Origin of the sequence: Bradyrhizobium sp. 155 (assembly GCF_023101105.1) — a bacterium.
Classification (GTDB): Bacteria; Pseudomonadota; Alphaproteobacteria; order Rhizobiales; family Xanthobacteraceae; genus Bradyrhizobium; species Bradyrhizobium canariense_D.
Genome location: NZ_CP064704.1, coordinates 2,623,192 through 2,643,862, shown reverse-complemented (window position 1 = coordinate 2,643,862; position 20,671 = coordinate 2,623,192). Strand labels below are relative to the sequence as shown.

General features: G+C 64.9%; 20 protein-coding genes. 6 read left to right on the top strand and 14 right to left on the bottom strand.

Annotated elements, in window-relative coordinates; all coding sequences use genetic code 11:
• Nucleotides 1–95: 95 nt before the first annotated feature.
• From IVA93_RS12755 to IVA93_RS12745, 3 genes are read right to left on the bottom strand one after another with little or no spacing between them, the layout of a single operon-like run.
• Entirely contained in the window at nt 96–971 is an 876-nt protein-coding gene (locus IVA93_RS12755) for an MlaD family protein (RefSeq protein ID WP_018457533.1), read from the bottom strand.
• Nucleotides 972–987: 16 nt separating this feature from the next.
• Nucleotides 988–1,758 carry an ABC transporter ATP-binding protein gene (locus tag IVA93_RS12750; RefSeq protein WP_247377986.1) on the bottom strand — a complete coding sequence of 257 codons (771 nt, stop codon included), beginning with the start codon at nt 1,756–1,758 and terminating at the stop codon, nt 988–990.
• A 2-nt stretch (nt 1,759–1,760) separates the two neighbouring features.
• Nucleotides 1,761–2,894: an MlaE family ABC transporter permease gene (locus tag IVA93_RS12745; protein ID WP_018457531.1), complete on the bottom strand. Its 1,134-nt coding sequence runs from the start codon at nt 2,892–2,894 to the stop codon at nt 1,761–1,763.
• Between the two features lie 143 nt (nt 2,895–3,037).
• On the opposite strand from IVA93_RS12745, the gene dgcA reads away from it, so the two are divergent.
• Entirely contained in the window at nt 3,038–4,033 is a 996-nt protein-coding gene (gene dgcA / locus IVA93_RS12740; RefSeq protein ID WP_018457530.1) for an N-acetyl-D-Glu racemase DgcA, read from the top strand.
• Here dgcA and IVA93_RS12735 read toward each other — a convergent pair.
• Nucleotides 4,003–5,199 (bottom strand): MFS transporter, encoded by a 1,197-nt coding sequence (locus tag IVA93_RS12735; RefSeq protein WP_018457529.1) that lies wholly within the window; start codon nt 5,197–5,199, stop codon nt 4,003–4,005. The two genes, dgcA and IVA93_RS12735, sit on opposite strands and share 31 nt — an antisense overlap.
• A 75-nt stretch (nt 5,200–5,274) precedes the next feature.
• On the opposite strand from IVA93_RS12735, the gene IVA93_RS12730 reads away from it, so the two are divergent.
• Nucleotides 5,275–6,672 carry a hypothetical protein gene (locus tag IVA93_RS12730; RefSeq protein WP_026233391.1) on the top strand — a complete coding sequence of 466 codons (1,398 nt, stop codon included), beginning with the start codon at nt 5,275–5,277 and terminating at the stop codon, nt 6,670–6,672.
• A 218-nt stretch (nt 6,673–6,890) separates the two neighbouring features.
• Here IVA93_RS12730 and IVA93_RS12725 read toward each other — a convergent pair whose 3' ends face one another.
• Nucleotides 6,891–7,286, bottom strand: a complete 396-nt coding sequence (locus IVA93_RS12725) for a hypothetical protein (RefSeq protein WP_018457527.1) — start codon at nt 7,284–7,286, stop codon at nt 6,891–6,893.
• 87 nt (nt 7,287–7,373) lie between these two features.
• Here IVA93_RS12725 and IVA93_RS12720 point away from each other — a divergent pair, with 87 nt between their 5' ends.
• Nucleotides 7,374–7,691 (top strand): antibiotic biosynthesis monooxygenase family protein, encoded by a 318-nt coding sequence (locus tag IVA93_RS12720; protein WP_018457526.1) that lies wholly within the window; start codon nt 7,374–7,376, stop codon nt 7,689–7,691.
• Nucleotides 7,692–7,721: 30 nt separating this feature from the next.
• Here IVA93_RS12720 and IVA93_RS12715 read toward each other — a convergent pair whose 3' ends face one another.
• Nucleotides 7,722–8,165 (bottom strand): RbsD/FucU family protein, encoded by a 444-nt coding sequence (locus IVA93_RS12715; RefSeq protein ID WP_018457525.1) that lies wholly within the window; start codon nt 8,163–8,165, stop codon nt 7,722–7,724.
• 164 nt (nt 8,166–8,329) lie between these two features.
• On the opposite strand from IVA93_RS12715, the gene IVA93_RS12710 reads away from it, so the two are divergent.
• The gene (locus IVA93_RS12710; protein WP_247541681.1) at nt 8,330–10,132 is read left to right on the top strand and encodes a caspase family protein; all 1,803 of its coding nucleotides are present in this window, start codon (nt 8,330–8,332) and stop codon (nt 10,130–10,132) included.
• Nucleotides 10,133–10,204: 72 nt separating this feature from the next.
• On the opposite strand, the gene IVA93_RS12705 is transcribed toward IVA93_RS12710, so the two are convergent.
• From IVA93_RS12705 to thiD, 4 genes are all read right to left on the bottom strand, one after another.
• Complete coding sequence (locus tag IVA93_RS12705; RefSeq protein WP_085348824.1) at nt 10,205–11,188, bottom strand: threonine/serine dehydratase family protein; 984 nt, start codon at nt 11,186–11,188, stop codon at nt 10,205–10,207.
• A gap of 63 nt (nt 11,189–11,251) precedes the next feature.
• Nucleotides 11,252–12,295: a glycosyltransferase family 4 protein gene (locus IVA93_RS12700; RefSeq protein ID WP_247541680.1), complete on the bottom strand. Its 1,044-nt coding sequence runs from the start codon at nt 12,293–12,295 to the stop codon at nt 11,252–11,254.
• A gap of 13 nt (nt 12,296–12,308) precedes the next feature.
• Nucleotides 12,309–13,121: a UDP-2,3-diacylglucosamine diphosphatase gene (locus IVA93_RS12695; RefSeq protein ID WP_085348823.1), complete on the bottom strand. Its 813-nt coding sequence runs from the start codon at nt 13,119–13,121 to the stop codon at nt 12,309–12,311.
• 205 nt (nt 13,122–13,326) lie between these two features.
• Nucleotides 13,327–14,127 (bottom strand): bifunctional hydroxymethylpyrimidine kinase/phosphomethylpyrimidine kinase, encoded by an 801-nt coding sequence (thiD, locus tag IVA93_RS12690; protein ID WP_247541679.1) that lies wholly within the window; start codon nt 14,125–14,127, stop codon nt 13,327–13,329.
• A gap of 129 nt (nt 14,128–14,256) precedes the next feature.
• Between thiD and IVA93_RS12685 the strand changes: the two genes are divergently transcribed.
• Entirely contained in the window at nt 14,257–14,502 is a 246-nt protein-coding gene (locus IVA93_RS12685) for an Lrp/AsnC ligand binding domain-containing protein (protein ID WP_007602021.1), read from the top strand.
• A gap of 24 nt (nt 14,503–14,526) precedes the next feature.
• Here IVA93_RS12685 and IVA93_RS12680 read toward each other — a convergent pair whose 3' ends face one another.
• Entirely contained in the window at nt 14,527–15,456 is a 930-nt protein-coding gene (locus tag IVA93_RS12680) for a cytochrome c (RefSeq protein ID WP_247541678.1), read from the bottom strand.
• 155 nt (nt 15,457–15,611) lie between these two features.
• Between IVA93_RS12680 and IVA93_RS12675 the strand changes: the two genes are divergently transcribed.
• Nucleotides 15,612–16,028, top strand: a complete 417-nt coding sequence (locus IVA93_RS12675) for a CHRD domain-containing protein (RefSeq protein ID WP_007602019.1) — start codon at nt 15,612–15,614, stop codon at nt 16,026–16,028.
• Between the two features lie 77 nt (nt 16,029–16,105).
• On the opposite strand, the gene IVA93_RS12670 is transcribed toward IVA93_RS12675, so the two are convergent.
• The 3 genes from IVA93_RS12670 to IVA93_RS12660 form a co-directional block, all read right to left on the bottom strand.
• Complete coding sequence (locus IVA93_RS12670) at nt 16,106–17,401, bottom strand: cystathionine gamma-synthase family protein (protein WP_085348820.1); 1,296 nt, start codon at nt 17,399–17,401, stop codon at nt 16,106–16,108.
• A 289-nt stretch (nt 17,402–17,690) separates the two neighbouring features.
• On the bottom strand, nt 17,691–18,137 hold the full coding sequence (locus tag IVA93_RS12665) for a c-type cytochrome (RefSeq protein ID WP_018457514.1): 447 nt from the start codon (nt 18,135–18,137) through the stop codon (nt 17,691–17,693).
• A gap of 88 nt (nt 18,138–18,225) precedes the next feature.
• On the bottom strand, nt 18,226–20,535 hold the full coding sequence (locus IVA93_RS12660; protein ID WP_247392532.1) for a xanthine dehydrogenase family protein molybdopterin-binding subunit: 2,310 nt from the start codon (nt 20,533–20,535) through the stop codon (nt 18,226–18,228).
• Nucleotides 20,536–20,671 lie beyond the last annotated feature (136 nt).

Genomic DNA, 20,671 nt, shown 5'->3' with positions numbered 1-20,671 from the left:
GCGACGAAGCAATCCAGACTGCTTATGCGGAGACGGTCTGGATTGCTTCGCTTCGCTCGCAATGACGAAGGAGAGGGTCGAGTGCAACGCGCCTACTACCGCCTGCGCTCCGGCACGGCGGGTTTCGGCGGCTCGGGCGGCGGCGGCGCGGCCGGCGGCGCGTTGTTGCTGGCGCCGAACAGGACGCGGGTCGGGTTGCGGTCGAAATTGTTGACGGCGCGGCTGATGTCGCTGAGCGTGCGGCGGCCGTCGGTCATCAATGCGCCGGAGCGCTTGTCGAAATCGTCGGCCAGTTCGCGGATCGACTTCACCGCCTGGAACAGCTCGCCGCCGTCCTTGCCACCGGCGAGCGTGTTGAGGCCGAGCATGAGGCCGTCGGCCTTGAGCATGACGCCGTCGACCTTGGCCATCACGCCGTCGATCTTCTCGGAGTTGCGGGCGAGCGAGTTGGTGAAGGTCTCGAGATTCTTCAGCGAGTTCTTCACCGACTCCTGATTGTCGGCGACGATCTTGTTGATGTTCTGCAGCGTGCCGCGGATCGCCTCGGTGACGTCCTGGAGCTTGTTGGGATCGGCCGTCAGCGTCGGAATGCCGTCCTCGTCGAGCGGCGGCGCAGGCGCCGCCTCCTCGCCGCCCTTGAGCGAAATCGCGGCGACGCCGGTCAGGCCCTGGAATTCGAGGCCGACCAGGGTGTCCTTGCGGATCGGGGCGTTGTTCTCGACCATGGCAAGTGCGACAACCCGCCGCGGGTTGTCGAGCTTCACCGAGACCACCTCGCCCACCCGGATACCGTTGAAATTGACGCTGCCGCCGTTGCGCAGGCCCGCGGCCGGGCCCTCGAACACGACGCGCAGGGGGCTGCGCTGCTTGGTCGTGTGCAGCGACTGAAACCACAGCACGAAGCCGATCGCGGCGGCGATCACCGCCAGCGTGAACGACCCGATCAGCACGTAATTTGCGCGCGTTTCCATCAGCTACTCCGGCATCTCAGCCCATCACCGCGCGAGCGCGCTTGCCATGGAAATATTGCCTCAGCCAGGGATGCTGCGAGGCCTGCATGTCGGCGATCGACCCTGCCGCAATGATCTTACCGTTGCCTAAAACGGCGATGCGGTCACATGCTGTGTAAAGGCTATCGAGGTCGTGGGTTACCATGAAAACGGTCAGCCCCAAAGTACGCTGCAAGGTCCTGACCAGCTCGTCGAAGTCGCCGGCGCCGATCGGGTCCAGGCCCGAGGTCGGCTCGTCCAGGAAGACGAGATCCGGGTCGAGCGACAGCGCGCGCGCCAGCGCCACGCGCTTGATCATGCCGCCCGACAGTTCCGAGGGAAAGCGATCGGCGACTTCAGGCTTGAGACCCACCATGGTGAGCTTGGCGATGGTGATCTCGTCCATCAGCCGCTGCGACACCCGCAGATATTCGCGCATCGGAAACTGGATGTTCTGCCGCACCGTGAGCGAGGAGAACAGCGCGCCCTGCTGGAACAGCACGCCCCAGCGCCGCTCCACGGCGCGCCGCTGCGAGGTATTGGAGGCATCCAGGTCGACGCCGAACACCTCGATGCTTCCTGCGACCTTAGGCACTAGGCCGATGATCGTGCGTGTGAGCACGGACTTGCCCGCGCCGGAAGGGCCGACGAAGCCCAAAATCTCGCCGCGCTTGACGTCGAGGTCGAGCCCGTCGAGCACGCGCGTCGCGCCGAACTGCACGGTGATGTCGCGGACGCGGATGATGGGGTTCTGGATCTCGCCCACCATCGTCACATCCCGATCGAGGCGAAGAAGATGGCGAACACGCCGTCCATGACGATGACGAAGAAGATGCCCTTCACCACCGAGGCCGTCGTGTGCTGGCCGAGCGATTCCGCGCTGCCCTGCACGGCGAGGCCCTCGACGCAGGCGACGATGCCGATCACCGCGGCCATTACCGGCGCCTTGACGATGCCGACGATGAAATGGTCGATCGAGATGGCGTCGCGCAGGCGCAGCAGGAAGGCTTCGGGATCAACGCCGCCATAGAGCCAGGCGACGAGACCGCCTCCATAGAGCGCGGCCATCGCGCCGAGGAAGGCCAGGATCGGCAGCGCCAGCACCAGCGCCAGCATGCGCGGCAGCACCAGCACCTCGATCGGATCGAACCCCATGGTGCGCAGCGCGTCGATCTCTTCGCGCATCTTCATCGAGCCGAGCTCGGCCGTGTAGGCGCTGCCCGAGCGGCCGGCGACCATGATCGCGACCAGCAGCACGCCGATCTCGCGCAACACCAGCACGCCGAGCATGTCGACGACAAAGATGTCGGCGCCGAACCTGCGGAAGTGGAAGATGCCCTGCTGGGCAATGATGCAGCCGATCAGGAAGGTGATCAGCACCACGATCGGCACCGCGCGCCAGCAGACCTGCTCGAGATGATGCACCGTCGAGGTCAAGCGGAACGAGCGCGGGTGAATCAGGGTGCGCGCGCCCGCCGCGAGCACCGCGCCGAGCATGTCGATCAGGCCTGCCACGGTGCCGGCAACCCCAGCCACGGTCTGGCCGATCTGCTCCAGCATGCCGGTGATGGTGATCGTGCTGGTGTCGACGACAGGCGTCGCCCTGACCCGCCGCACCTCGTCCACGAGGCTCGAATAATTGGCGGAGAGGCCGGCGATCTGCGCCTCGACGGCGCCCTGCGTCAGGCTGCGGCGCAGCCGCTCGATCAGCCACGCGCCAAAGGTGTCGAGCTTGGCAACCTCGGACACGTCGATAAAGATGCTTTGTGGGCCGCCGGCGAGCTTCTCGGCGTCAGCCACCATCCGCTCCAGGACCGGCGCGAAGCTCGCGGTCCAGGTTCCAGTGGCGCAGAGTGCCAGCGCATTGCCCTTCGCAATCCGTTCCAGCTTCGGATCGCCGTTCAAGATGTCCGCTCCCGTGCCGGGGCGCGAAAAACGGTTGAAGTCAGATGGTTGCGCACGCGCCCTTACCCGGAGAAGGTATCCCCAACTGGTTAACCTTAGTTGCTAGAGGTAACCAGCAGGTTCAGATTTCGCCAGAGTTCAAAATGACTTCCAGCAAAGTTCCTGCCCTCGCTGCGCGAATCGAGCGCTTTCCCATCGCAGGCAGTTTCACCATCAGCCGGGGCGCCAAGACCGAGGCCGTTACCGTCGTGGCCGAGGTCCGCCGGAAGGGCCTGACCGGCCGCGGCGAATGCGTGCCCTATCCCCGCTATGGCGAGACGCCAGAGGCGACCCTTGCCGCCATCCAGGCCATGCAGGACGCCGTGGCCGGCGGCCTCACCCGCCAGGCCCTGCAAGCCGCCATGCCGCCCGGGGCGGCCCGCAATGCCCTGGATTGTGCCCTGATCGATCTGGAAGCCAAGGCGGCGGGCCTGCGGGCCTGGAGCCTGCTCGACCGCCCGGCGCCGGGCGAACGCACCACGGCCTACACCATCTCGCTGGACACGCCCGAGGCCATGGCGGCGGCGACTGCCAAGGCGGCGCACCGGCCGCTGCTCAAGATCAAGCTCGGCGGCGACGGCGACGGGGAGCGGATCGCCGCGGTGCGCAACGCCGCACCCGAATCCGAGCTGATCGTGGATGCCAACGAGGCCTGGACCGAAGCCAATCTGGAGCAGAATCTCGCGGCCTGCGAGGCCGTCGGCGTCACCTTGGTCGAGCAGCCGCTGCCCGCGGGCCAAGACGACGCGCTGGCGCGGATCAAGCGGCCGCTGGTGGTTTGCGCCGACGAGAGCGTGCACGACCGCACTTCGCTGGCGTCACTCCGCGAGCGCTACGACGCCGTGAACATCAAGCTCGACAAGACTGGCGGCCTCACCGAGGCGCTGGCGATGGCCGATGCCGCGCAGGCGCTCGGCTTCGAGATCATGATCGGCTGCATGGTCGCGACCTCGCTGTCGATGGCGCCTGCGATGCTGGTGACGCCGCAGGCGCGCTTCGTCGATCTCGACGGCCCGCTGCTGCTGACGCGCGACCGCGATCATGGCCTGCGTTATGATGACAGCCTGGTCTACCCGCCGGACTCGTCGCTCTGGGGATGAGCTTTCAGCCGGTGCCGCGCCGACCAGATCACAAGCGCGCCGGCAGCGGCCATTGCCGCCATCACATAATAGAGGCCGTCGCCGATGCGAGCGTAGATCGCGCCTGACGCGATCGAGGTGGTCGCACCCAGCAGCCCGTTGCACGCCGCGTAATAACCCTGCCCCCGCGCGATCTGATGCGACGGCACGCGCTGCACCAGCAGACTCATGGTGCCGAGGATCGTCATCCCGAAGGTCAGGCCGTGGCCGAGTTGCACGACCGCGAGCAGCGCGAGCGGCGGATCGTACGCGGTGACGACCCAGCGCACGACCGCGCTCGCGCCCCCGATCGCCATGAGCGAGGACGGATGCAGCGAGAAGCGCGGCGACAGCGCGAACACGACGATCTCGGCGATCACCCCTAACGTCCAGAGGCCCGCGATCGTCAGCCCGCCGAGGCCGTGGGCCTGCCAGTTGATGGCCGAGAACGTATAATACGCGACGTGACTGCCCTGGATCAGCGCGGCCGAAACGATGATGGCCCAGAAGCCGGCATCGCGCAGCAGCGCCTTGCCGGCGTGCACCGTTGTCGTCCGTCGCCTAACGTCGTCGAGCGGCTGAAGCAGCATGCCGGCGGCGACCGCAACCCCGGCCCAGGCGACGATGACCCAGATCAGATCGCGCGCCGCGATGTGGTCTACGAGATAGCCGCAGGCGAGCGAGCCGGCCGCGAACGCTGCCGAACCCCACAGCCGCACCGGCCCGTAATCGAGCCCGTAGCGGGCGACGCCACGCAGCGCATAGGCGTCGGTCAGCGGCATGGTCGGCGTCCACATCATGCAGGTCAGCGCATAGATCAGGAACAGCGCCAGCGGCTGCTGCTGCAAGCCGACCGCCGTGAACCCGATCGCCGTCGCCAGCACCGACACCATCATGCCGGCGCGAATCGCATGTCGCTTTTCGGCAAAGGCGGTGATCTGCGGCAGCGTGGTGAAGCGTGTGATCGCCGGCAGCGCGTTGATGAGGCCGATCCAGGCCGCGTCGATGCCGATCGCCTTCAGCCAGAGCGGAAAGAACGGCAGATGCGTTCCCGACACCGCGAACACGGCCGAGTAGAACAGCGCGAGGCTCACGGCGAATCGCCGCTTCTGAGCTGCTGCGATGGGGATTTGTGATTCGCCTGCCATTAAACCAATTGCGATTCGGTCGATATCGTGATGATCGTTACTGTAACGCGCGGTGATTTGCGCGACGAGATTGACATGGCCAACGAAGCATTCGCCCTCTCGCCTATGTCTGCCCGTGCGGCCGAGCCGAACGAGCAGGATTACGACGCGATCCGCGAAGCCTTCATGGAGACCGCGCGCGGCCGCTGGTTCCTCGGCGAATACGCCAAGCGCAACCGCAATGCCGATACCCGCATGGTGCTCGACGCGGTCGCGAAAATCGAAGAAGCCCTTGCGGCACAGCGCCAACCCGTCGTCGAGGACCGCCTCCCCGAGGCGCTGGTCGCGATCCGGCACGCGATCCGCGAAGCCGAGACGATTGCGATCGCGGCGTTCGATCCCGCGGCGATCGAGGCGAGCCTCGCGCCGATTCCGCGCGGCCTGCGCATCATCAAGGAGATCTCCTGGCGCTGGCGCGAGATCGGCGCCGACGGGCGAATCTGCGACCTGATTGATTCGCAGCTCGCGTCGATCGAGGCGGCCTGCGCGCAGGTTGCCACCATCGACCCCCGCGCCGACCTCAAGGCCGCATTCGATCTGCTCAAGGACCGGATCGACCAGACCGACGCTGACGCAATGCCGCAGGCCGCGCGCCCCTCGCCGGCTCCGGTGCAGGAGGCACCCTCGCCCGTTGCGGAAGCTCCGCTGCCGGAGGCCGCGCCTGCGGCGATGGCCAGCGAAGCACCCGTGGCTCTTACGGAGGCGCCGCAGGGCATCGCAGAGGCGATCGAGCCCGAAGCCGCCATGGAAGCGGCCGGAATCGTCGCCGAGGCCTTCTCCGTTGCCGAGCAGGCGACGGACGTCGCGCTCGAGCCGGAGACCGTCGCCGAGAGCCGGATCGCGCCTGAAGACACCGCTTTTGAAGAGCCAGCCACTGAGGCCTTCGCGGAGGTGACGGACGAATTTTCGCTCGATGCCGCCGCCGAAGCCGAGGACGAAGCCATCCTCGAGGCCATCGCGCTGGAGATGGCCGCGCCAGACCCGGAATTCGACGAGATCATCGAACCGGTCGAGATGGAAGCGACGGTTCCGGAGCCGGTGGTTGCGGAGGCCGCAGCGCCCATCGCAGCCGAGATACCGGAGCCGATCGCACCCGAGCCGTTCGCACCAGAGCCAGTCGCCGCCGCAGCGATGGTGGAGGAGCCCGTAGAGGAAGCGCCGATCGCGATGGAATCGCTGGCGCGCCTCACCAACGCCATTGCAGAAGCCGCCGCCGAAGTGATGGAGCAGCCAGCGCCCGTCATGGCAGCATCCGCGACATTCGGCGCGGCGCAGGCCACGACGCTCCCGATGACGTCGCCGGTTCCGGAAGCCTCACTTGGCGCCACCATCCTCGCCAGCGGCATCCTGCAAAAGCCCCGCGCCGCCGCCAACGATCCCATGGCGCCCATCCGCCGCATGACGCAGGCCGAGAAGATCGCGTTCTTCTCGTAAGGGGATGCGGCCTGCTCCGTCTCGTGTCCCGGACAAGCGAAGCACAGATCCGGGACCCACGAGCCACAGCTTCCGTCGCCACATGGCCCCGGCTCTGCAGCGCACCGTCGAAGAGACGCCACGCTGCGTCCGCGGCACGAGAGCGGAATGAGGAAACACTCTCTCAACGTCATTGCGAGCGCAGCGCGCTCCGCTCGCAATGACGGATGCTCAGCCGATCACCCGCAATTCCACACCGCACCGATCGGCGTCCGCGTCCAGCACGGCCCAAAACTGCCGCCATTGTAGCGGCCGCCGCCGAAGCCGGGCCGGCCGAAATAGCGCCACTCACCATCCCAGCCGTAATATTGCGGAACCGGATCGATGTACCAATGGCGCCGGTCGCTAGGCGACATCCGCCGCATCGCTTCCTTCTGCTTGTAGAGGGGAATGCTGTTGCTCAGCGGCTGGCGATAGCCCGGCAGGAAGCCGTAGCCATGCCAAGCTTGCTTGGGACGCTTTTGGATTGAAGCAGCCGGCGCGACAGCCGGCAGCAGCGATAGGACGATAGCGACAGATAGACATAAAAAGCGTGACATGGATGGACGATAGACGGCCGCCTGCGGAATGACCATTCAATTTCGAGTGCCAAGTAACAAAGCCCTCACGGAACCGAATAGCAGATCGAGCGGCAGGAATCCTATCGATTAAGGTGTAGAAATATGATTGGTGAAGTGATTGTCATTGGCGATCTACAATTGCGTAACGGCGCCTCTGTCGACGAACACGACCGACTCGGCGCGCGCATGTACGACATCGTCAGCCGTCTTCCCGGCTTTGTATCGGTCAAGTCGTTCAAGGCCGACGACGGCGAGGAGCTCACCGTGTTCCGTTTTGCCTCTGAGGAAGCGCTCGAAGCCTGGCGCACCCATCCCGAACATGTCGAGACGATGAAGCGAGGACATGCCGAATTCTACGCCAGCGGCTTCCTGCAGATCTGCAAGGTGATCCGCGAGGTCGGACCATTCGAGCACGCGTGACGCCGTCCCGCATCGTTCGATCGTGCGCTGCTAGCTGATCACACCCTTCCTGATCAGGAAGCATCCGTAACTGCTGCTGTCGCCGACCTGTACGACGCCAAAGCTCGCCGCCGCCGCGCGATAAAAATCCGGCCGCGAGAGTTTTCCGGGCGTGACGGGCCGGCCGGCGGCACGCTCGATCTCCGCGAGCACCGCGCGCTGCACGTCGGGGACGCGGTCGGGATCGTCGACCGGCATCATCACGCGGACCGGATCGGGATCGAAATCGTCGAGCGGATAGACCGACATGATGGCGCGAATCGCGGTCTCCATGCTCATGCCCGGCAACTGGATCAGGCGCTGCGAATGCGTGCTCTGCGCGATGCGCGCCGAGGGGTGATTGGCATCGACGAAAGCAAGATCGTCGCCGTGGCCCATGGAAGCCAGTAGCCAAAGCAGGTCGGGCGTGAGGATCGGATCGATCGATTTCAGCATGTGACGGACTGTCCTCCCATTGGGCGCCCACCTTGGCAGGTTCCAAGCGTGATTCAGATCACGCAGCCTACCATGGTGATGGGGATCACGGACATCAAACTCGAACGCGGCCAAGTTTGCCGGCAACCAATACCGTATCGAGATCAGTGCCAAGGGAGCACGCCATGTTCCGCCTAAAACCTTTCCTGATGACGGCTAGCCTGCTGGGGAGCCTGTTCGGCTTTGCCTGCGGCCCAGTTTCCGCGCAAGTCGCCCCGGTCGAGCCGGCCCCTACCGCGCTGCAAGGCCCGGAACAGCGTGTCGCGCTGGTGATCGGCAATTCGAACTATCAGAACGCGCCGCAGCTCGCCAATCCGGACAACGACGCGGAGTCCATGGCGAAGTTCCTGAACTCCGCCGGCTTCGAAGTGGTCGCCGCGACCGACCTCACCCAGAACGACATGCTCCGCGTCGTCCAGGACTTCTCCGCCAAAGTGTCGGCGCGTGGTCCGAACACGGTGGCGATGGTCTACTATGCCGGTCACGGCGTGCAACTCGCCGGCGAGAACTACCTCGTTCCGGTCGACGCCAAGGTCTCGAGCCAGACCGAACTCGTCAACAACTCCGTCCGCCTGGTCGACGTGATGTCGACGCTGGAGACGATCCCGAGCCGTATGCGCATCGTCATCCTCGATGCCTGCCGCAATAACCCGTTCCCGAACGTGAACGATGCCGGCCGCGGCCTGGCCATCGTCGATGCCCCGAACGGCTCGATCGTCGGCTACTCGACCGCGCCGGGCGCCGAAGCGCAGGACGGCACCGGCGGCCACAGCCCCTACACGCAGGCCTTCCTGAACGTCGCGCGCGAGCCCAACGTGCCGATCGAGCAGCTGTTCAAGCGCGTGCGCCTCGAAGTGAACCAGACCACCAGCGGCGCGCAGATCCCGTGGGAGAGCTCGTCGCTCACGTCCGACTTCACCTTCTTCGGCGACACCGCGGTTGCCGCCAGCCGCGCACCGGTGAATGCGCCTGTGGTGCAGATGGCCTCCAATCTGCCGAGCCGCTCGACGCGCCAGGCCTATGACTACGTCGTGTCCGAAGCACGGCCGGAGTACTATCAGGAATTCATCACGATGTATCCGCACGACCCGCTGTGCGATCACGTCCGCTGGCTGCTCAACAACCTGCTGCTCACGCAGGCCTGGCACAAGGCGGTGCTCGCGAACTCGCCGCTCGGCTACAAGAACTTCTACGACAGCTACGGCAACACGCCCTATGCGCAGGTCGCGCTGAAGCTCCAGATGCAGCCGAAGCAGATCCCCTTGATGCAGGCGACCAAGTTCCTGGCGCCGCAGAATATCGCCCCGACCTTCAAGATCGGCAATCTCGGCCAGCCCAAATACATGCCGCTGCAGCAGGGTAATGGCGGCGCGCAAGTGAACGGCAATTTGCCGATCGTGCAGAAGTCGGGCGACAACAACGGCATCGGCAAGCTCGGACATGTCGGCCAGATCGTCAACCTGCCCGCGGGCAACAACCAGCCCAACCAGCAGAACGGCACGCCGTCGCAGACCCCGGGCAAGATCGTGACCCTGCCTGCGCCGACCAACACCACCAACAACAATGGCGGCATCGGCAAGATCGTGACGCTGCCTGCGACCAACAAGACGCCGAATGGTACTGCCAACGGCACAACCGGTGGCAATCCTGGCAAGATCGTGAGCATGCCGGTCAATGTCGGCAAGGGCGGCACGACCATCGATACGAAGCCCGTCAACGTTCAGACGCAGAACAACCCGATCCGCATCAACAACGGGGCGAAGATCAGCAACAACCCCGTGAACAAGGTGCAGGTGCAGAACAACAACCACCCGCAGTTCAATGAGACCAACCGGATCGTCAACAACGGCAGCAACAATTTCCGGCAGTCGATGAACCAGAGCCAGGGTGGCAACGGCGGCAACAACCACCGCGGCTTCATGCACTGATCGCGGTCGGCCACACACGACAAAGGGCAGAGCGGTGACGCTCTGCCCTTCTTGATGTCAGAAGATTGATTATCAGGCCACCAGCTCGGCAAACAGATCAGCGTCGACATTGCCGCCGGAGAGCACGATGACGACATTCTTGCCGGCAACATCAAGTCGTCCCGCAAGCAGCGCCGCCAGGCCGACCGCTCCGCCCGGTTCGACCACGAGCTTCAGCTCGCGATAGGCAAAGGCGACGGCCGCGCCGACTTCCTTGTCCGAGGCGGTGACGCCGCGCGCGAGCAGCTTGCTGTTGATCGCAAACGTCATCTCGCCGGGGATCAGGGCCATCAGCGCATCGCATATGGTGCGGCCGGCGGGTGCGTGCGGCTCGCGATGGCCCGCGGTCAGCGAAAGGCTATGATCGTCGAATGCCTCGGGCTCGGCGACGACGATTTGGGCCAACGGAAAGCGTGCCTTCACGGCCGTCGCGACGCCCGCGATCAGACCGCCGCCGGAGGCCGGCGCTACCACGATGTCAGGAGCGAGACCGAGTGCCGCCATGTCCTCGGCGATCTCGCGGCCGGCCGTGCCTTGACCGGCGATCACGAAGGGATCGTCATAGGGCCTGACCAGCGTCGCGCCGCGCTTCTCGGCGATGCCGCGCGAGATCGCCTCGCGGTCGTCGCGGTCGCGGTCGTACAGCACGACCTCGGCACCGTAGGATTTGGTACGCTCGCGCTTTGACAACGGCGCATCCGCGGGCATCACGATGGTCGCCTGCATGTCGAGGATCTTTGCCGCCGCCGCCACGCCCTGGGCGTGGTTGCCGGAGGAGAACGCGACCACGCCGCCGGCGCGCTTGTCCTGCGGGATCGAGGCGACCTTGTTGAAGGCACCGCGAAACTTGAACGACCCGGTGCGCTGGAGCATTTCCGGCTTGAGATAGACCTTTGCGCCGACACGCTCGTTGAGCACGGGAAAGGACAACAGCGGGGTGCGGACGGCGAAGGGTGCGATCACGCGTGCTGCGGCGTCGATATCGGCAGGGCCGATCGGGAGAAGCTGTTCTGTCATGCCTGATGTTATCGCGCCGGATGAGGCGCGGGCAAGGCATCTCCGGGCGAGGGCTTCTTCCCCTCAGGCGACGAATCGCGCCGGTTCTGCCCCGTTCCGGCCGGGCATCACGGCGCCGGCGGCCAAAATGCTCTCGATAAAAGCCCGGGCCGAGGCCTCCCAGGTGTAGTTGGCGGCGAATTCCACGCAGTCCTGCCGGGAGATGTCGAGCGCGGCAAAGCAGGCGCTGCGCAGATCGTGATCGAGCGCGCCAACCGGCGCATCGCCGATCACGTCGCGGGGGCCCTTCACCGGGAAGGCCGCGACAGGCAGGCCGCTCGCCAAGGCTTCGAGCAGAACGAGGCCGAACGTGTCGGTCTTGCTCGGAAACACGAAGACATCGGCGGCCGCGTAGATGTCCGCCAGCTCCTCGCCATGCTTTTCGCCGAGGAAGATCGCGTCCGGATAGGCCTCCTCCAGCGCGACACGCGCCGGGCCGTCACCGACGATCACCTTGGTGCCGGGCAGCTCGAGGTCGAGGAACGCCTCGAGATTCTTCTCCACCGCGACCCGACCGACCGAGAGGAACACCGGCGCCGGCAGGCAGAGATCGATCGCGCGGGGATGGAACAGATGGGGGTCGACGCCGCGCGGCCACAGCACGACATTGTCGAAGCCGCGCTCGGTCAGCTCACTGGCGAGCGCCGGCGTCGCCGCCATCACGGCGCGGCTGGGGCTATGGAATCGGCGCAGCGCCCGCCAGATCAGCGAGCCCGGCACCGGCACGCGGGCGCGGACATATTCGGGAAAGCGGGTGTGGAAGCTGGTCGTGAAGGGCAGCTTGCGCTGCCGGCAATAGCGGCGGACCATCAGGCCGATCGGCCCCTCCGTCGCGATGTGGATGCTGTCCGGGCGCGCCTCTTCGATCAGCTTCGCGATTCTGCCCGGGCGCGGCATGGCCACCCGCACGTCCCGATAGCTCGGCATCGCAAAGGTGCGGAACCATTGCGGCGTCAGGAACGAGAATTCGACGTCGAGACTTTTGGCGGCGTCGGCAAGCTTGGTCAGCGTCCGAACCACACCGTTGACTTGCGGGTGCCAGGCGTCGGTCGCGACCAGGATGCGCATCAGGCTGCCCTTGTCATGCGGCTTTGGCTGCGATCTGCGGGACCTGTGCCGGCTTCTCGGCCTGGTTCGCCCAGGTGATGATCTCGAAATGGCCCTCGTCGTGCTCGACCAGTGCCGTGCAGCTCTCGACCCAGTCGCCGCAATTCATGTAGCGGATGCCGCCCTCGTCGCGGATCACCGCGTAGTGGATGTGGCCGCAGATCACGCCGTCGGCGTCGTGGCGCCGCGCTTCGGCGGCGAGCGCCTGCTCGAACGCGCCGATATAGTTGACCGCGTTCTTGACCTTCTGCTTGGCCCATTGCGACAGCGACCAATACGGCACCTTGAACATGCGCCGGAAGAAGTTGACGAAGCGATTGAGCTGAATCGCGAAATCGTAGGCCTTGTCGCCGAGATGGGCGAGCCAGCGTGCGTTCTGCACCACGAGGTCGAAGATGTCGCCATGGATGACGAGATACCGCTTGCCGTCCGCGCCGGTGTGGACGGTGTTCTCGACCACGTCGATGCCGCCGAAATGCGTGCCGTAATAGTTGCGCAGGAACTCGTCGTGATTGCCGGGGATGTAGATGACCTTGGCGCCCTTGCGCGCCTTGCGCAAAAGCTTCTGGACGAGGTCGTTATGCGATTGCGGCCAATGCCAGCTCGATTTCAGCGCCCAGCCGTCGACGATATCGCCGACGAGATAGATCGTGTCGGCATCATGGAAACGCAGGAAATCGAGCAGAAGATCGGCTTGAGAACCGCGGGCTCCGAGATGAACGTCGGAGATGAACAACGTGCGAAAGCGCCGCTCCGGGCTCTCGTCACTCACATCGTAACTTCCCATGCGCCAGCCTGTAACAATGTCCCGTGACAGGGGGATGACCAATTGAACCTTTGAGGCACCTTAGGATACGAATCGCGCTTGCCTCGCCCACCCGCGAATATCAGTCGCATGCGACAATCAGGCGACATGGCGTCGCAGCGCCCTCCGCACGAACCCGGAGCTGCATGGCGGGAGGGACTAGCGGTGGCGCGCTCGCGACCGGCGGTCAGTAAAATTTATGGAAATGATGGATCGGGCCGTGTCCGTGGCCGACGCTGAAGCGGTCGGCGGCGGCGATCGCCGCGCTGATCCAGGTCTTGGCGTTGCGCACGGCGCGCTCGAGATCCTCGCCTCTGGCGAGCCCTGCGGCGACCGCCGAGGACAGCGAGCAGCCGGTGCCATGGGTGTTGCTTGTGGCAAGGCGCGGCGCGGCGAGCGCGATCGTGGTGCTGGCATCGACGAGATAATCGATACTCTCGGCGCCCTCGCCGTGGCCGCCCTTGATCAGGACCGCACGACAGCCGAGCGCCAGCAGCCGGCGCCCCTGGCTTTCGATCTCGGCCTCGCTGGCCGCGACCGGCTCGTCGAGCAGAGCCGCGGCCTCGGGCAGATTGGGTGTGATCACCGAGGCCAGCGGCATCAGCTTGATGCGCAGGGCATCGACGGAATCGGACGCGAGCAGGCGATCGCCCGACGTCGCCACCATCACGGGATCGAGCACGATACGCCCGGGCGCCCAGCGCGACAGCGCGGCCGCGATCGCATCGATGCTGGCGGCTTGCGCCACCATGCCGATCTTGACCGCGCCGACCTCGAGATCGGAAAACACCGCGTCGATCTGCGCGGTGACGAATTCGGCGGGCACGGCGTGAATGCCGGTGACGCCGCGGGTGTTCTGCGCCGTCAGCGCCGTGATGGCAGAAGCGCCAAAAACGCCGAGCGCGGCAAAGGTCTTCAGGTCGGCCTGGATGCCGGCGCCGCCGCTCGAATCGGAGCCGGCAATGGTCAGCGCTACGGGTGTCGTCATGGGGCGCTCTTCAGCGTTTTCGAAGCCATGGCCCGTCCTAGCGCGCCTCTCCCAGCCCAGCAAGTTCGCTTGCTAAATCCGGCCGGGTTTGGCCTATTAGCCGTCAGATATGCTTTCGGAGTGACCGCGATGGTTCCCTTTTTCGTCCAGATCAAATGCAAGCTCGGCCAATCCTATGTGGTCGCCAATGCGCTTGCCGAAGCCGAGATCGCCTCCGAGATCTATTCCACGGCCGGGCAATACGACCTGCTGGTGAAGTTTTACGTCGACAACGACACCGATATCGGCCACTTCGTCAACGAGAAGGTGCAGGTGCTGCCCGGCATCCAGGACACCCTCACCATCATCACCTTCAAGGCGTTTGGCGCGAGTTGACCGTCCGAAAAAGGGCAGGCCCGATCAGGTGCCGCCCTCCTTGCGCTTGGGACGCGGCGGACCGTCCACCGGCGGCAGCGATTTGAGATAGTCCGCCATCGCCGCGAGATCGTCGTCCGGCAGTTGCGAGGTGTTCTTGATCACCCGCGTCATCGCGCCGCCGACGCTGTCGCCGTCGGGCAATTCGCCGGTCTTCAGGAAATAGGCAATATCCTTCGCGCTCCACTCGCCAAGGCCCTTCTGGGTGATGTTGGGCACCCATCCCTCGCCTTCCGGATTGGGGCCTCCAGCGAAGCGTTGTGCGGCGGTGATGCCGCCAAGCGCGTTGCGCGGGCTGTGGCATTCCGCGCAATGGCCAAAACTGTTGACGAGATAGGCGCCGCGATTCCACTGCGGTGACTTCGCGCTGTCGGGGACGAAGGGCTTGTCGTCCAGAAATAAGAATTTCCAAATGCCGACGTTACGCCGGATGTTGAACGGAAAGCGCACATCGTGGTCGCGCACCTTGCCTGCGACGGCCGGCAGCGTTTTCAGGTACGCAAAGAGATCGAGCACGTCCTCGCGCCTGGCGTGCTGATAGGACGTATAGGGAAAGGCCGGAAAATAATGCCCTCCGTCCGGCGAGACCCCGTGCATCACCGCATTGACGAATTCGGCATCGTTCCATTTGCCGATGCCATCGGTCGGATCGGACGAGATGTTCGGCGCGTAGAACGTTCCGAACGGCGACTTGATCGCGACGCCGCCGCCGAGCCTGAGACGATCGGGCTGGTCGGGGACGGCATGGCATGAGGCGCAGCCGCCGGCGTTGAAGATCACCTGGCCATTGGCAAGATCAGGGACGCGGGCAGGCGCGGTGCCGACGGCCGCCCCCACCGGCGCGCTGAGCCACCAATAGACGCCGGCTGTGGCGAGTGCGGCGAGCAGCGCCACGGAGATTGTTCGTCGCAACATGCGGTCCTTTCGTCATCGCGGCGAAGCTTATGACCGATGTCCTCGCGGCTCCAGCCACGAAGAATTTAGCCCACCGCGGCCTGAAACGGGAATAAACTGCAATGCCGGCTGTTGGAAGTTTGGCAGCCCAAACGGGTTCAGCAGGGAGAAAAATCATGAACAAGATCGTCATCGCCATGTCAGTGCTTGGCGCCGTTGCTTTTGCGGGTTCGGCCAGCGCGGAAAAGCTGAAAGCAACGCTCGACGCCAAGTCGGAGGTCCCCGCAACGACCAGCAGCGGCACCGGAACGGCCGATCTGGATTACGACGCCGCCAGCAAGAAGCTGTCCTGGAAGGTCACCTATTCCGGCCTGTCCGGCCCTGCCACCGCCGCGCATTTCCACGGACCTGCCGAGCCCGGCAAGAACGCCGGCGTTGCGATCCCGATCCCAGGCGCTGCGACCAGCCCGGCCGAGGGCTCGGCGACGCTGACCGACGCGCAGGCCGCCGATCTGCTCGGCGGCAAACTCTACGTCAACATCCACACCGCGGCCAATCCGGGGGGCGAGATCCGTGGTCAGGTGACGAAGTAAGCTTCGCACAGACCAACAAAAGGGGCGGCTGCTTGCGCAACCGCCCTTTTCGATTCCGCGTAGCGCTGGCGCAGGCGTCACACCTCAGGTTCGGCTGCGTTCAGCGCCTGCGCGAGGTCGGCGATCAAATCCGACGGGTGCTCGATGCCGATCGACAGCCGGATCGTGGAATCGAGCACGCCGATCTTCCGGCGGATGTCGGCGGGGACGCCGGAGTGGGTCATGGTGGCAGGCAGGCTCGCAAGCGACTCCGTTCCACCAAGGCTCACCGCCAGCTTGAGGATTTGCAGCGCGTTGAGGAATTTCATGGCGGCGGCCTTGCCCCCGACGATGTCGAACGAGAACGTGGACCCTGCCCCCGAGCATTGCCGCGCAAACACAAGTCCGTCCGGCGACGCCGCGTCGTGATGACCGAGATAGTGCACCTTGGCCACTTTGGGATGATCGCGCAGATAGTCCGCCACGAGGCGCGCATTCGCATCCGCCTTTTCCATGCGCAGGCTCAGCGTCTCGAGCGAGCGGTTGATCATCCAGCAGGAATGCGGATCGAGCTGGGTGCCGATGGCGCCCCGCAGCGCCTTGATGCCTTTCACCACCGCCTTCGCGCCGAGCGCGGCGCCCGCGATCAGATCTGAATGACCGCCGACATATTTCGTGAGCGAGTACAGGGAAATATCGGCGCCGTGCTCGATCGGTCGCTGAAACACCGGCCCGAGCAGCGTATTGTCGCAGGCGATGATCGGAACGTGTCCTTGGGTCTTTCCGATGCTCTCAGCGACACGCCGCATCATCGCGATGTCGACCAGCCCGTTGGTCGGGTTGGCCGGGGTCTCGATCAGGATCATCGAAATCCGGCCCTTGCGCATGGCCTCCTCCGCGGCTTGGCTGACCACGGCTTCATCGACGCCATCGGCGAAGCCGACGGCGCCGATCGACAGACGCGCAAGCGTATTCGTCAGCAGCGTTTCCGTGCCGCCGTAAAGCGGCTGGGAGTGCAGAATGACGTCGCCGGGGCGGACGAACGCCAGGATCGTGGTCGCGATGGCCGCCATGCCGGATGAGAACAGCGCACAGCTCTCGGTGCGCTCGTAGATCGCGAGCCTGTCCTCGACGATTTCGCTGTTGGGGTGATTGAAGCGCGAATAGACCAGGCCCGCGCCCATTCCTTCCGGCGGCTCGCGCCGGCCGGAGACGAAATCGAAGAAGTCCTGCCCGTCCTCGGCCGTCTTGAACACGAAGGTCGAGGTCAGGAACACCGGCGGCTTGACGGCGCCTTCCGACAATTGCGGATCATAGCCATAGGTCAGCATCAGCGTTTCCGGATGCAGCATATGGTTGCCGATGTGCGTCTTAGACGGGAACGGTTTTACCATGGCTTGTCTCGCTGTTGCTGATTGAGGCGCTCGCCGCGGGTTGGAACTCCTGATGTCGTGACGCAGTCAGGAGCGAGATGCGTCAGCGTCAAAAGCTCACGCCAATGCCGCGGCGGCTGGAGCAAAGATAGCTGCTCCGGTAGCGATCCGTCAGGCCTTGCGGATAGAATTTCCAGCAGCGCTGCGCGCCGACATGAAAAAAGCGGCTGCTTTCGCAACCGCTTTTTCCCGATTCCCAGTAGCCCGGATGGAGCGAAGCGCAATCCGGGCTACGAATCTTTTTCTTCCGTCAACCGTTCTTCACACGAAACGTCTCGTGGCAGCCGCCGCATTCCTTGCCGACCGCGGGGAAATTCGCCTTGAGCGAGTCGAGATCCTTGATCTTGCCCTTGGCCTCGCCGACGACCTTGGCGAAGCTCGCGACCTTCGCATCGAACCCGGCCTTGTCCTCCCAGATCTTCGGCGAGGCGCTGTAGTCGCCCTCGGGCTTCATACCCTTTGCGCTCGCCGGAAACAGGTGCGGCAGCTTCTTGGCGGTGTCCTCGAACTGCGCCAGCGCGCTGTCCACAGTGGCCTGATCATAGGGCTTCTCGCCCTTGACCATGGCCGCCACTGCGCCGGCGTTCTTGCCGTTGCCCTTCATGAGAGTCTGCACTTCCTTGACGGAATCCTGTTGTGCCCAAACCGCGCCCATACCGAGCAGGAGCGCGCCCCCAACCACCAACACTCGCTTCATTCGCAAAATCCCTTTCCTTGATGCAGGATCGTGCTGACCCCTCAATGGGCCAACACCGCTCGGCAGATTTCATTCCCGTGGAAGATTGTCACAGGCTGTGACGGCGATGGTGCTCGTTGATGGCGATCCACACCCGTTCCGGGGTCGCCGGCATGTCGATGTGGTCGATCTTGTATTCGCGCCAGAGCCCGTCGACGATGGCGTTGACGACCGCCGGGCAGGACCCGATCGCACCGGCCTCGCCCGCGCCCTTCACCCCCAGCGGATTGGTCTTGCAGGGAACGTTGGCGGTCTCGAACACGAAGGCCGGCCCGTCCGCCGCGCGCGGCAGCGCGTAGTCCATGAAGGTCGCGGTGACGAGCTGGCCATCGCCCGCGCCATAGACCACCTGCTCCATCAACGCCTGGCCGATGCCCTGCATGGCGCCGCCATGGACCTGGCCGGCCAGCAGCAGCGGATTGAGCGTCATGCCGAAATCGTCGACGATCACGTAGTTGACGATTTTGATGATGCCGGTGGCCGGATCGATCTCGACCTCGGCGACATGGGTGCCGTTGGGATAGGTGCCGTCGGCGCTGGCGAAGGTCGCGCTCGCGTTCAGCTTCGAGGGATCCGCGCCGGGCCGCTTGGCGAGATCAGTGAACGAGATCGAGCGGTCGGTGCCGGCGATGCGCACGATGCCGTCGGTGATCTCGAGGTCGCCGGCGCTGGCTTCCAGCGCCTGGGCCGCGATTTCCTTCAGCTTCTGCCCGAGCTCGCGGGTCGCGCGCTCGACGCTGACACCGCCCGACGGGATCGAAGCCGAGCCGCCGGTGCCGAGGCCCGTGGCGATCATGTCGGTGTCGCCCTGGTGGACGTGCACGCGCTCGGGCGCCACGCCGAACTGCTCGGCAACGATCTGCGCATAGGCGGTCTGGTGGCCCTGCCCGCTCGACTGGGTGCCGATCAGGACCGTGATATCGCCATTGGGGTCCATCCGCACATTGGCGGTCTCCTCGCCCATGGTGCCGCAGACCTCGACATAGCTCGCAAGTCCGATGCCGCGGATCAGGCCGTTCTTCTTGGCCGCCTTGGCGCGCTTGCCAAACTCCTTCCAATCGGCGATCTCCATCGCGCGCTTCAGATGCGCGGCGAAGTCGCCGGAATCGTAGACTTTGCCGGTCGCGGTCTTGTAGGGCAGCGCCTTCGGCTGGATGAAATTCTTGCGGCGGATGGCATCCACCGTCATGTCGAGCTTTCGCGCGCAGGCGTCCACGAGACGTTCGATGACGTAAGCAGCCTCGGGCCGCCCGGCGCCGCGATAGGCATCGACCGGCACGCTGTTGGTGAAGATGGTGCGCACCCGGCAGTGGAACGCCTGGATGTCGTAGAGGCCCGGCAGCATGCCGGCGCCGCCATGCGGGATATAGGGCCCGAAGGTCGACAGATACGCGCCCATGTCGCCCATCAGGTCGCAATCCATCGCCAGGAACTTGCCGTCCTCGGCCAGCGCCATCTTCGCGGTGGTGACGTTGTCGCGGCCCTGCGCGTCGCCCATGAAATGCTCGGTACGGTCGGCGGCCCATTTCACCGCCTTCTTCAGCTTTCGCGCGGCGACTGCCAACAGGGCGTATTCCCGATAGGGAAACAGCTTGGTGCCGAAGCCGCCGCCGACGTCGGGGCAGATCACCCGCATCTTGTCGGTCGGAATGTTGAGCACGTTCTGGCAGAGGATATCGCGCAGGCGATGGCTGCCCTGGCTGCCGACCGTCAGCGTCAGATGGTCGCGCTTGGCGTCGTATTCGCACACCGCCGCGCGCGTCTCCATGAAGTTCGCGACCACGCGCGGATTGACGATCGAGATCTCGGCCACCGCATGCGCTTTGGCAAAGGCAGCTTCGGTCGCTTTCTTGTCACCGATCGAGACGTCGAACAGCACGTTGCCGGGCTTGTCCGGCCAGACCTGCGGCGCGCCCTTCTTCACGGCATTGACGACACCGGTCACCGCCGGCAGCGGGCTCCATTTGACCTCGATCGCCTCGATCGCGTCGCGGGCCTGGTCGATGGTCTCGGCGACCACGAAGGCGATGGAATCGCCGACATGGCGCACTTCGTCCTTGGCGAGGATCGGGTAAGGCGGCCCGGTGAAGGGATCGGTCTCGAGATTGAACAGGCAGGGCAGATTGCCGAGATCCTTGACGTCATCGGCGGTCAGGATCAGCGCGACGCCGGGAAGGGTGCGGGCGCGGCTCGCATCGATGGTGTATTTGGCATGCGCATGCGGCGAGCGCAGCATCAGGGCGTGAAGCACGGCCTGCGGCGCATAATCGTCGGTATAGCGGCCCTTGCCGCGGATGAGCGCGTCATCCTCCTTGCGCAACACGCTTTGGCCAACGCCAAACTTGATGGGAGCCGCCATTTTTCTCGTCCCGTTTCTCATGGTTGTTTTGCCGGCATATTGCCGTGGAAAAACTGGCAAGGCAAACGGGTTTAGCCATGCGAAAACCGTCCAGCGCCCTCACCTGTCAGAGCAGGATGGAACGGGAGCGCCGCAA